The organism is Campylobacter sp. LR291e (assembly GCF_008633915.1).
In the GTDB taxonomy this organism is placed as follows: Bacteria; Campylobacterota; Campylobacteria; order Campylobacterales; family Campylobacteraceae; genus Campylobacter_D.
On sequence record NZ_VJNV01000020.1, the window covers coordinates 17,765 to 29,946 of the forward strand.

General features: G+C 28.3%; 11 protein-coding genes. 7 read left to right on the forward strand and 4 right to left on the reverse strand.

The genetic code is table 11. The features are described from left to right. Positions 1 to 10: 10 nt before the first annotated feature. The 4 genes from FMM58_RS03795 to rpoD all read right to left on the reverse strand — a co-directional run bounded on the left by FMM58_RS03795 (position 11) and on the right by rpoD (position 4,896). A complete protein-coding gene (locus tag FMM58_RS03795) occupies positions 11 to 964 on the reverse strand; it encodes a helix-turn-helix domain-containing protein (RefSeq protein WP_150180418.1) in 954 nt (317 codons plus the stop codon). A 96-nt stretch (positions 965 to 1,060) separates the two neighbouring features. After that, positions 1,061 to 1,294, reverse strand: a complete 234-nt coding sequence (locus FMM58_RS03800; protein WP_150141461.1) for a hypothetical protein — start codon at positions 1,292 to 1,294, stop codon at positions 1,061 to 1,063. A gap of 36 nt (positions 1,295 to 1,330) precedes the next feature. Next, complete coding sequence (locus tag FMM58_RS03805; RefSeq protein ID WP_150180419.1) at positions 1,331 to 2,503, reverse strand: tyrosine-type recombinase/integrase; 1,173 nt, start codon at positions 2,501 to 2,503, stop codon at positions 1,331 to 1,333. Between the two features lie 515 nt (positions 2,504 to 3,018). After that, on the reverse strand, positions 3,019 to 4,896 hold the full coding sequence (rpoD, locus tag FMM58_RS03810; protein ID WP_150141465.1) for an RNA polymerase sigma factor RpoD: 1,878 nt from the start codon (positions 4,894 to 4,896) through the stop codon (positions 3,019 to 3,021). Positions 4,897 to 5,072: 176 nt separating this feature from the next. Between rpoD and FMM58_RS03815 the strand changes: the two genes are divergently transcribed. The 7 genes from FMM58_RS03815 to FMM58_RS08680 all read left to right on the forward strand — a co-directional run bounded on the left by FMM58_RS03815 (position 5,073) and on the right by FMM58_RS08680 (position 12,100). Next, positions 5,073 to 5,885, forward strand: a complete 813-nt coding sequence (locus FMM58_RS03815; RefSeq protein WP_150141467.1) for a flagellar hook-basal body protein — start codon at positions 5,073 to 5,075, stop codon at positions 5,883 to 5,885. 19 nt (positions 5,886 to 5,904) lie between these two features. Beyond that, on the forward strand, positions 5,905 to 6,696 hold the full coding sequence (gene flgG, locus FMM58_RS03820) for a flagellar basal-body rod protein FlgG (protein WP_150141469.1): 792 nt from the start codon (positions 5,905 to 5,907) through the stop codon (positions 6,694 to 6,696). Between the two features lie 783 nt (positions 6,697 to 7,479). Continuing rightward, positions 7,480 to 7,782 (forward strand): type VI secretion system baseplate subunit TssG, encoded by a 303-nt coding sequence (locus tag FMM58_RS03825; RefSeq protein WP_263312597.1) that lies wholly within the window; start codon positions 7,480 to 7,482, stop codon positions 7,780 to 7,782. Positions 7,783 to 8,311: 529 nt separating this feature from the next. Then, positions 8,312 to 8,953, forward strand: coding sequence for an outer membrane protein assembly factor BamD (gene bamD / locus FMM58_RS03830; protein ID WP_150141471.1), 642 nt, complete (start codon positions 8,312 to 8,314; stop codon positions 8,951 to 8,953). A 9-nt stretch (positions 8,954 to 8,962) separates the two neighbouring features. After that, on the forward strand, positions 8,963 to 11,338 hold the full coding sequence (gene lon / locus FMM58_RS03835; protein ID WP_150141473.1) for an endopeptidase La: 2,376 nt from the start codon (positions 8,963 to 8,965) through the stop codon (positions 11,336 to 11,338). A 363-nt stretch (positions 11,339 to 11,701) separates the two neighbouring features. Then, positions 11,702 to 11,845, forward strand: coding sequence for a hypothetical protein (locus FMM58_RS08675; RefSeq protein ID WP_190317942.1), 144 nt, complete (start codon positions 11,702 to 11,704; stop codon positions 11,843 to 11,845). A gap of 105 nt (positions 11,846 to 11,950) precedes the next feature. Continuing rightward, positions 11,951 to 12,100: a hypothetical protein gene (locus FMM58_RS08680; RefSeq protein ID WP_190317943.1), complete on the forward strand. Its 150-nt coding sequence runs from the start codon at positions 11,951 to 11,953 to the stop codon at positions 12,098 to 12,100. Positions 12,101 to 12,182 lie beyond the last annotated feature (82 nt).

Sequence of the window (12,182 nt, forward strand, 5' to 3'; positions counted from 1 at the left end):
TTTTTCCTTTTTAAATAAGTGTAAAAAAGCGTCCATCGTGTTTAACGCTTTTGCCATTAATTTTAAAATTAATGTTATTTCTGTCCTTAATACTAAAATCAGGATTTATTTTATAAATTTCTTTTAAAATTTCCTTATGCAAGGCGAGTGGGCTTTTATTATTTTGTTTAACACCTTTAAATAAAGCTTTATCCTCAAAAAGTCCTAGATAACCCCTTTCTATGCTTTTGTTGATAATCTTTTCTAAATCATAACCTCCTAATTTAAGCTTAAAGATCTTGTCATTAATAGCCTTAATTGTGCTTTTTGTCAGTTTACCTCTTTCTTTACGATACGCTATAAAAGCATTATAGGCCTTTAATTCATTATCGTTAAGCCCTTTAATTTCAAGCTCCTCATTTTTAATTGTTTTTGGCTTTTTAGTTAAAATGGAGTTAAGGTTGAAAAGTAAAATTTTATCAAATCCGCGAAGAGCGTACAATTTTTCTTTCTTTAGATTCTCTTTATTATTAGTGCTCAAATTATCCGTTGACGGTAAATTTGTTAAACGGCTAGAATTATTATTTTTTGGACTTTCATCCTTATCAAGCTCGTTTTCTTCGCTATATTTTTTTAATTCTTTAAATTCTATTTTTTCTAACTCATCTTGGATAATATCTTTAAGGTCTTTTTGATTGTTAATTTTAATAGAATATATAAACTCATCGACAAATTTTCCCTCATTATCTTTAAGCTGTATTTTTTCTAAAATTTCATTAGCTACCAATTCCTTAATATACTTATTGCAAGTGTTATAACTTATATTAAGTTCTTTTGCAATATAATTAAGCTTTACTTTCCAATTTTTAGGCAAAGAAAGTAAATAAATAGCGACTATCCTTGCCATTGCACTAAGTTCATTATTTTTAATGATCTCATTTGGGATAATGCTAAAATTATCCTCATATTTTTCTTTAAATATCATTTTTTGCTCCTTTTTTTATCCTTAAGATTTAAAATATCTTGTTTAATTTTTAGCTTGTATTTTTTAGCTAATAGCTCGCTTATTTTTTGCATCAACTCATTTTTGTTTTTTTTCATCATTTTTTAACCTTTCATAAAAAATTTTTTTATCCTCAATATCAATTAAAAGCTTTTCTTCGCTTATTAATTCTTTTAAACAAGGATTTAAAATAAATTGTTTAAAATAAAAGCTTAATTCATTTTCAAGCTTTTTTTTATTTAAGCGTTTTTTTTCATTAAACTGCTTTAAAACAATTTTTTTAAATTTTGCACTGCTTAGATAATATTTCAAAATTATTCTCCTTTCCACAAAATTCACACATAATGCTTAATTTTGTCCTATTGTTTTTTGATTTAAAAAAAAAGTTTTTTCGTCATTAAGATCCTTTAAAAAGGTTGCTCTTGGTTTATTAAAATTAATAATAAACTTTGCATAAATTTCATAAGTTATATTAAGATTTTTATGCCCTAACATTTTAGCGATCCATAAATGCTCCTCGCCTTGCTGTAACATTATGGAGGCGAAGCTATGCCTAGTGTTATATAAATGTCTTTGTTCTAAATTTAGCTTTTGTAAAAGTTCTTTAAATTTTAAGCGATAATAATCATATTTTTGCGTAAAAATAAGGCTATCTTTGTTTTTATCTTTTGTAAATTCTTGTAAAATTTTCTTTACAGGTCCGATCATATCAATAACCCTTAATGAATGTTGCGTTTTTGGAGTTGTAAAAGTATTATTAGCTAAGATTAAGGTCCTTTGTATTTTGATTTTTTTATTTACAAAATCTAAATCACTTACTCTTAATCCTAAAATCTCACCTGTTCTAGCACCTGTAAAAAAAGCAATTTGTAGATAAATTTTAAGCTCATTTTCTTCACAGTTATTAAGTAGTATTTTTACTTCATCAAGGCTAAACGGCTTAGCCTCATTATCAACTAAATCAACACCGCTCATTTTTACACGCACATAAGGATTATTTAATAAAATCTCTTCATCGCACGCAAAATTTAAAAGATTTTTTAGCCTTTTAAGATAAGCTTGAAAGGTTTTTTTATTATTTGTTTTATTTAATGCAAAATTATGAAAATTAATAATTTTTTCTTTGTCAATTTTTCTAAAATCACTTATTTTCTCTTTGCTACAAAAATCAAGCATTAAGTTACAAAAACTTTTATAACTAATTTTTGTATTTAATTTTAAATATTGTTTGCTTTGTAAAAATCTATCTAGCACATTTATGACTGAAAACTTGGGCTCATTTCTATTTTTAATATTTTTGTTTTTAAAATGGTTAATATAGCTTAAAATATTCTTTTTTACATAAGCTAGATTATCATCATTAAAAATCTTTTTAGTAGAAAAACGTACACGCGACCCATTTAAAGTCGTATCCACATATATTAATTTACCTTTTTTAAAAAGGCTAAATCTTGGTGAAGTTTCATCGCACGGACTTATATTTTTATTACTTTGAAACTTTTCATTTTTAAAAATTTGCATCTTATATCCTTTGTTTAAAATTGTATTTTTTTTAAAAAAGTATATTTTGACATTTTTAAAAAAAATATTGTTAATTGTTATGTTTTAATTATTTAGCTTAGATTCCATAACTATTAAAAGCCTATTTTAAAAGCTTTTACTTGTAAGCCTTTATAATAAAGTATATTACGCACTAAAAAAGGTAATTTTACTTCATTAAAATAAGCCTTAAAATTATTATCTTTAAGCTTAATTTATATAACTAGCACTTTTTGATAACCACTTGGGCTTTTACCCCCTCATAAATTATTAAAAAATCCAAGCTATATAAGACTTTAAATCTATTTTGTTGCAATGACACTAAAAATTACTACTAAAAAAAATTAAAAAATTGACTCAAGTATAGAATAACAGAATATCAAGACGAGATTGGGTTTATAGTTAAAAAATATTGTAAAGATTGTAAATAATGTAAAATTGATAATTTTATTATAAAGAAAAGTAAAACATCCACTCGCTTTAACGAGTAGGTGATTTTACTTCCAACCTTCAATGTAGTTTTTAAGTTTTCGACCAACTTTAGGGTGTTTTAATTTTTTAATGGCTGAACTTTCAATCTGTCTAACCCTTTCTCTGGTTACATTTAATTCCTTGCCTATTTCTTCTAGGGTCCTATCGCTTTCATCATCCATAAGTCCAAAACGCATACGAATTACAGCTTTTTCTCTTTCGTTTAATTGGTCTAGCACTTCATCGATTTGTTCTTTTAAATCATCTTTTAAGATATGGTCAATCGGAGAAAGAGAAGACCTATCTTCTACAAAATCCCCAAATTTGCCATCATCTTCATTACCTATAGGGGCTTCTAGTGAGATAGGTTCTTTTGTGATTTTAATCACTTGTTTAACCTTATCAACGCTTAGATTTACTTCTTTTGCAATGATATTTACGTCTGGTTCTTTACCATTTTTTTGAATGTATTCTCTAATGATTTTATTTATTTGATTAATAGTTTCTATCATATGAATAGGAATACGAATGGTTCTTGCTTGGTCTGCAATGGCCCTTGAAATAGCTTGTCTAATCCACCAAGTAGCATAGGTTGAAAACTTATATCCTCTTTTATACTCAAATTTATCAACAGCTTTCATTAAGCCAATATTTCCTTCTTGAATAAGGTCTAAAAATGGCAAACCACGATTTGTATAACGTTTAGCAATGCTTACAACAAGCCTTAAATTTGACTTTGCCATTCTTGCTTTGGCTTCATCTGAAATTTTCTTACCTCTTTTTATTTGTTCTAAAATTTCTTTTAACTTATCCTTATCTAAATCAAAGCTATTTTCACTAGCTTCTTTTGTTTCAATAAGATTTTTAATCTGCATATAAGTACTAACCATAGTAGTTTCTAAGGCCTTTTCAGCAATCTCTTCCTTGCTTAATTTTGTAATATTTTTCATAATCTCTTTATGTCTTTTTTTAAGTTCATCGGAAAACATAGGTAAGCGGTGTTCTAAGCTTTTAAGTTCTTTATCAAAATCAGGCTCACTTTTTAAAGAAATTTCTAAGGATTTTACAATCTCAGTAATTAATTTTGAAGTAGGACCAAGGTCCATTAATTTTTCTTTTAAAATATTTTTCTTAAAAGCAATGCTAAGCTTATTTAAAAGATCATCATCGCTTAATTTATCATTTGAAATTTTCATCCAATCCTTTTTAGCCTTTTCTAAAGCCTTAAATTTTTCAATAACCTTTAAGGTCCTTTCATCTTCTTTTTTTGTACTTTTCTTACTTTTTTCATTTTCTTCGTTTTCTAATTCTTCTTCATTTTCATCCATTGAATCCATATCATCATCTATTTTATCATCGTTTTTATCATCTTCATCATCAAAACTTTTAAAAAGTTCCTTTACTCTTCTTTCCCTTTTAATCAAGGGTTCTTTATATTTTAAAATCATATCAATCAAATAAGGCACCGAACAAAAGGCATCTATTATAATATCTTCTCCAAGTTCTATTTTTTTAGAAATTTCAATCTCTTCATCTTTGTTTAACAAAGTAATTTGTCCCATTTCACGCAAATACATACGAACAGGAGAATCGGAACGACTCCATTCTAAAAGCTCATTTTCATTTGTTAAATCAAACTCGCTTTCAAGGCTTGTATCTTGCAATTTTTGCTTTTCTTCTTCTAATTTTTTAGCATCGGCTACATTTTGAATTTGTGCAATTTCAGCAGATGAGTATAAGCTAACCTTATGTTTAGTAGCTAGCAAGCGAACCTTTTTAGTTATAGTAATATTAGGTTGTTTGTTAAGATATTTAACTAATTTTTCATAGGTAAGATAATCTTTTGCATTTTCTTTAAATAAGGCCTCTAAATCTGTTTCTTGTGATTTTGTCTTTGTACTCATATCCTATCCTTTGCTATTTAAAATGGGCGAGAATTCTACTAAATTTTTACTTATAATTGTATAAAATAAGAATGAATCTTTGTGTAGCTTTCAAACTATGTTTTTATAGTGTTTTTAAAAAGTTGGCACATTACTTGCTTAAAGTCTAGCAAATATTAAAAATTTAGGAAAGAAAAATGCAAAATGGATTTTATCAAGCTACGGGTGCAATGGTAACTCAGTTTAATAGACTTGATGTTATTACAAATAATCTTGCAAATGTTAATACTAGTGGTTATAAGCGAGATGATGTGGTAATTGCAGATTTTAAACGAATTTTTAGAGAAACTCAGGATGTCTTGCCTATTGAAAATCATACAAGAGATGCAGCAAGATTTGCAAATACTACTATTGACAGGGTACCTCAAGTTAGCCAAGAGTATACAGATTTTAGCACAGGGGCTATTAAGGCTACAAATAATAGACTTGACTTAGCTATTACAAGAGATGATGCTTTTTATTTGGTTCAAACTAAAAATGGCGAGGTTCGTTTAAGCAAGGATGGAAATTTTCAGCTTGATAGTGATGGCTTTTTAGTAAATAAACAAGGCTATAAGGTACTTAGCAATGCTTATTTTGATAATCCAGAAGATGCAAGCATTAGCATAGGTGTTGAGGCTAATGATGTAAGCATTGATAAGGATGGCAATATCTCAGTTGATGGCATTGATAATTCTACCCTTTATATAGCCCAAGTTGATGATATAAGAAATCTTAAAAAAGAAGGCGATAATGTTTATAGACTAGATGATTTAACAAAAATGAGAGAATTGCCAAATTCAAATTGCGTCAGACAAGGCTATTCTCAAGGTTCAAATGTCAATCCAGTTATTGAAATGGTGGGCTTAATAGAAGCACAAAGAATGGTTGAGATGTATCAAAAAGTGATGACAGCTCATATGGATGATTTAAATCAAGACGCTATTGATAAATTAGCAAGCGTAAGTTAAATTTAAGAAAGGATAAATTATGTTAAGGTCTTTATATACAGCATCAACAGGTATGATTGCCATGCAAACTCAAATAGATGTTACTTCAAATAATATCGCGAATGTTAACACCGTTGGTTTTAAGAAAAATAGGGCAGAATTTGCGGATTTAATGTATCAAACTATGAAGTACGCAGGAACTTCTACTTCTTCAACCACACTTCACCCATCAGGCATAGAAGTAGGTCTTGGCGTTCGTTCTGCAGCAATTACTAAGATATTTACCTCAGGAAGTTTTAAGTCAACTAGTACAGAAAGCTTTGATATGGCTATTCAAGGTAATGGCTTTTTTCAAATTCAATTACCAGATGGCACCACTGCTTACACTAGAAATGGGCAATTTACAAAGGATGAAGAAGGTAATATAGTAAATGCAGATGGTTACCCTTTAATACCTGAAATGACAGTGCCAGAAGGAGCTACTGATATCAGCGTGGCAACTGATGGAACAGTTTCAGTTATGTTAGCAGGGGAACAAGAAGAAACTCAAATAGGTCAAATTGAATTAGTAAATTTCATAAATCCAGCAGGTCTTCATTCTATGGGCGATAATTTATACTTAGAAACAGGGGCTAGTGGGGCACCTGTTGTAGGTATTGCAGGACAAGATGGGCTTGGTACTATAAGGCATGGTTTTGTGGAACTTTCAAATGTTCAACTTGTAGAAGAAATGACTGACTTAATCACAGGTCAAAGGGCTTACGAGGCCGGTTCAAAGGCAATTACTACAAGTGATGATATGCTAAGTATAGTTAATCAACTTAAAAGATAGAATTTAAATTTTTTAATTATTATAACAAGCGACTCGTTCGCTTGTTTTTTTATTTTTTATATGAAGTTTTCATAAATTACTCAAACATTTTTCTTTTAATGTATTAAATTTATTTGAAAATTTTTTGATTTGTTTGTCTATATTATCAAGTTTTGATATTAATGTATTTTGTTTACTAATTTCAATAAGTGGGATTTGTAAATTTTGCAAAGATTTAAAAAATAAATTTTTGTTTAACAGAACCTATCGTTTGACTTCTTAAATAATCATTAAAAGATTTAGCTCTTAAAACTAAAACTAAAAATTTAGCATTTAATTTATTTTTATCTGTGCTAAAAATTACATAAGCAGGACTTGTAAATTTGTCATTAAATTCTTTTGGTACAATACCTATGGAGCCTAATATTTACTCGGTAAGGATTATAAAAAATTTCTCCACTTTTTACTTTTGTATATTCTTGTTTTATGTGTGAGTCTTTAAGAATATTATTAAAAAATATCTCTTCTTTGTTATTTACGCCTAATATATTAAAATTATCATTTGGATATAAATACGGTTGTATTTTATTATTATTTTTTATAATTAAATTTTTTTAAAGGCGTTAAGATGTTTAATTTTATTTCGCTTGCATTATTTTTATAATCCCAACGAGTTAAATCTTTAAAATTTATTATTTTAACACCTTTTTTATGTGTATTTTTTGTATTTAAAGTATTTTTTATGTACTTAGTTAATTATCAATAGCAAATTCTCAAAAAAATGTTTTAGGCATTAAAAATCATATCTTAGGTAAAAATTTTCTTTTAGGAAAAACATTTTTATCTTATCAAAGCAAGATAGCTATTTTAATTAAAGATATAGAATATTTACAAGCCTTAGAGTATTTACCAAATAAGGCAAAATATAAGGAATTAAAAGAAAGTATAATATTTCTTAGCAATAATGAGTTTTGTGTAGATTTATATCTAAAAATAAATTATAGTCCAAGAATAAGTTTTATCTTAAAAGATAAGACTACATCAGAGCTTGGCTTTGCAAAAATACTTGACAAAACAAAAAAAATCATATGTTTTAATCCATTTTAAACTAATTGAATAATCCTATCTCATTCTCAAATTCAAAGCTATATTACTTAGCATAAATGTTTTAAGAAGTATGCAAGGAAAAAAAAGATTAAACATAGCAAGTGTATCTAAGATATAAATAAGACTATTTTCAGTATTTAAAAAATGTATTTTTTTCATTAAGGTAAAATTTATTATTTTTAAAATAAAAATTCTTATCTTTTAATTCTTCTTCTAAGACCAGTAAATATTAAAAAAAATTAATTTTTCTGTCATTGCTTAAAGAATAAATTGTATTTGCTTAAGAATTTTCTTCCACATTATCTTGCATTAAAGGTCTTTATAAATATTGTTGTTATTTAAAAGTATATTAATATACTTTTTTTATTAAATTGTTGTTTTTGTAAGATATCTAAAAAATTTATAAGTATGTAAAAGCACTGGGGACTTAAGGATAAAAATTTCTATCCAAAAGATACAAATTCTAATTTTAAAGCCTTTTTATTAACAATATCTTTATATAATTATGCTTTTTAAAAAAGGTTTTTATATGAAAATAACATATTTATTAATATTTCTTTTCTTATTTAGTGCATGTAGTGTTAAGGATACAGAAGAACTTTATAATCTTAGTGCCACGCAATGGTATAAACAAATAATTCAAGACTTGCAAGATAGGGACCTAGAAAGTGCTGACACGCATTATAATGGCATGGCTAGTGAACACATTGCTGACCCCTTACTTGAAACAACCTTAATCATATTAGCACAAGCACACATGGATGAAGAAGAATATCAACTTGCTGATTTTTACCTAGAAGAATATAATAAAAAATTTGGTACTTCAAGAAATGTAGATTATATTCGTTATTTTAAAATCAAGGCTAAATTCGATGCCTTTGGCGTTCCAAATCGCAATCAATCCTTAATGCTAGAAAGTAAAAACGAGATTGATTCTTTTTTAAAAGATTACCCAGATACCGAATTTAAACCCTTGGTGCAAACTATGTTAATGAAATTTAATTTAGCTGAATTTTATTTAAATGAAAGCATAGCAGACTTATATAAAAGAACAGATAGAGAAGAAAGTTATGAAATTTATCAACAAAGATTAATGCAATCAGAATTTCACGATGAAGAAATGATAAAACCAGAATTGCCTTGGTATAGGGCTATATTTGAAACATTTTAAGGAAACAATATGGAACTTGAAGAAGCACAAAATTACCCTACAAAACTCCCCGTTTTAGTAGAGGATGAACTTTTTTTATATCCCTTTATGATAACACCAATTTTTATTGGTGATAATGCAAATTTAAAGGCTATGGAACTTGCTTTAAAAAATGATACTATGATTTTAGTTGTCCCTTCTAAATTTGAAAATGCTAGAAGTTTTGATGAAATTTATGATTGTGGCGTTATAGGAAACATAATGAGAAAGGTACCTTTGCCAGATGGTAGGGTTAAAATTTTATTTCAAGGTTATGCAAAGGCTAGAATTTTAGAAAGAATGTCAAGTAAGCCCTTAGAGGCCTTAGTTGATATAATCCACGAAGAACCTTTAAAAAATGCCAAAAAAGATGCCTTGCTTGGAGTTTTAAAAGAAAAGGTTAAAATTTTAGCAAATATTAGTGCTTATTTTTCCCCTGATTTATTAAGGACTATCGAAGAGGGCTTAGATGCGTCTAGGATTTGTGATTTGATACTAAATACAATTCGTATTAAAAAATCAGATGCTTATTCGTTTTTTATCTTAACAAGCCTTGAAACAAAGCTTACAAGGTTAATAGATTTAATCGCACAAGAAATCGAGGCTAACAAGATTCAAAAAGAGATAAAAAACAAGGTCCATTCTAAGATAGATAAGGTAAATAAAGAATATTTTTTAAAAGAACAATTAAGGCAAATTCAAAGAGAACTTGGAACCGATGCTGAAAGAGAAGATGAGTTAAAAGAATATTATAAAAAGCTTGAAAGTAAGAAAAAATTTATGTATGAAGATGCTTATAAAGAAATCAAAAAACAAATTGAAAAATTTGAAAGAATTCACCAAGACAACTCAGAAGCATCAATGATTCAAACATACATAGAAACAGCACTTGACGTGCCTTTTGAAAAGGTTTCTAAGAAAAAACTTGATATTAAAGAAGTTATTAAACAACTTGACAATGACCATTATGCCTTAAAAAAGCCTAAAGAAAGGATTGAAGAATATTTTGCCGTACGCGAACTTTTAGAAAAAAGAGATGTTAATGATAAGGATAGTGCTAAGGTGATACTTTGCTTATATGGACCTCCAGGGGTTGGTAAAACCTCACTAGCAAATTCAGTAGCAAAGGCTTTAAAAAGAGAGTTAATTCGCATAGCACTAGGTGGCCTTGAAGATGTAAATGAACTAAGAGGACATAGAAGAACCTATATAGGTGCAATGCCAGGCAGGGTAACTCAAGGTCTCATTGAAGCAAAGCAAATAAATCCAGTAGTAGTTTTAGATGAGATTGATAAATTAAATAGAAGTTTTAGAGGGGATCCTTCGGCTGCTCTTTTAGAAATATTAGACCCTGAACAAAATTCTAAATTTAGGGATTATTATTTAAATTTCAATATAGATTTAAGCAAGGTTATTTTTATAGCAACTGCAAATGATATAAGCGATATTCCCTCAGCTTTAAGAGATAGAATGGAATTTATTGAACTAAGTTCTTATACGCCTATTGAAAAATTTAATATTTGCAAAAAATACTTAATACCTGATGAGCTTAAAAAACATGGCTTAAAAGCTAGTGAATTAAGTCTTAAAGAAGATGTTATAGAATTAATAATAAACGATTACACAAGGGAATCAGGCGTTAGAACCTTGCGTAGAAAGATAGCCCAAATTTGTAGAAAGGTGGCTAAAAAACTGCTTTTAGAAGATTGCAAAAAAGTTTCTATTACTACGAAAAATTTATCTGAATTTTTAGATAAAAAGGTTTATGAGGCACAAAAAAAGGATGATGATGACAAGGTAGGTCAAGTAAATGGACTTGCTTGGACTCCTGTTGGGGGCGATGTTTTAAAGATTGAGGCTATTAAGATTAAGGGTAAGGGTGATTTAATGCTTACTGGAAGTCTTGGAGATGTGATGAAAGAATCAGCACAAATAGCCCTTAGTGTCAATAAGGTTTTAATTGATAGTAAAAAATTAATAGTACCTAAAAAGCTTATTTTAAACCCTAAGACAAATGCTTATGACCAGTATAACTTACATATTCATGTACCTGACGGTGCTACGCCAAAGGATGGGCCTAGTGCTGGTGTTACAATGAGCACGGTAATTGCTTCTGTGTTTAGTGATAGACCGGTAAGGGCGGACGTAGCGATGACAGGGGAGATTGATTTAGCTGGTAAAATTTTACCAATTGGAGGGCTTAAAGAAAAGCTTATAGCAGCGTATAAGGCAGATATTAAAATAGCCTTGATTCCTAGGAAAAATTATGAAAGAGATCTTAAAGATATTCCTAGTGAGATTAAGGACAATATGCAAATAATTGCCGTTGATTATTTTGATGAAGTCCTTAAAATAGCCCTTGTATAAATTTATTTAAAGTAGAAAAATACAATGTTTTTTATGCGATTGTGATGAAAGTCACGAAAAAAAGGTAAGGTTAGGGATAATCCTAATATTAAATTTTAGAATGTAATGAGTGTGGTTTAGTGTTTTTGGATGCTCAAAACAGGGGATGAGTTTTATCAAAATAAAGAAATGTTAAACGAATTATTTTTTAAAAGTTGCAAAAGAGATGAAAACAATAAGTCTTTAGTGTATGAAATTCTGGTTTAAGGATACTTTTTTAAAAGACCAAAAAACTTGGTGGAAAGACGTATTGAGTTATCATAAACAAAGACTTACTAGACTTTGAAAGTGGCTATGGTGGCTTTTTAATACAAGCAAAGGAATTTGCAAAAAAGTGTTATAGGGGCTGAACTTGAAGAACAAGTTAAAGCAGTTTATGAAAAGTATAAAATTCCACTAAGTAGAAATTTGGATGAAATGGGGGTATTTGATTTAATAACTGCCAACACCTACAAAATCCTATCTTAATACTTAAAAATTTAGCTTCAAAATGAAAAGACAAATGCAAATGATGCCTTATTAACTATCTATGAAAATAAGGCTTTTAGTGAATTTGCTTATTGGAGCTTGCATTTGTATCTTTATAGTCCTCATACCCTAAAAATGCTTGGTATAAAGGCTGGTTTAAAGGTAGAATTTGTAAAATGTATACAAAGATATCCTTTATCAAATACCCTTTACTGGCTTTATAAAAATTTACCAGTAGGACAAAAAATGGGGTAAATTTATAGATAATGATATCTTATAAAATGCATACGAACAAAGCCTAGCATCACTGGTGCAACTGATACTTTATAGCTTTGTT

Coding starts and splice junctions, on each gene's coding strand:
- lon (WP_150141473.1), top strand. CDS start 8,963: ATGGAACTTGAAGAAGCACAAAATTACCCTACAAAACTCCCCGTTTTA.
- FMM58_RS03805 (WP_150180419.1), bottom strand. CDS start 2,503: ATGCAAATTTTTAAAAATGAAAAGTTTCAAAGTAATAAAAATATAAGT.
- rpoD (WP_150141465.1), bottom strand. CDS start 4,896: ATGAGTACAAAGACAAAATCACAAGAAACAGATTTAGAGGCCTTATTT.
- FMM58_RS03815 (WP_150141467.1), top strand. CDS start 5,073: ATGCAAAATGGATTTTATCAAGCTACGGGTGCAATGGTAACTCAGTTT.
- FMM58_RS03795 (WP_150180418.1), bottom strand. CDS start 964: ATGATATTTAAAGAAAAATATGAGGATAATTTTAGCATTATCCCAAAT.
- flgG (WP_150141469.1), top strand. CDS start 5,905: ATGTTAAGGTCTTTATATACAGCATCAACAGGTATGATTGCCATGCAA.
- bamD (WP_150141471.1), top strand. CDS start 8,312: ATGAAAATAACATATTTATTAATATTTCTTTTCTTATTTAGTGCATGT.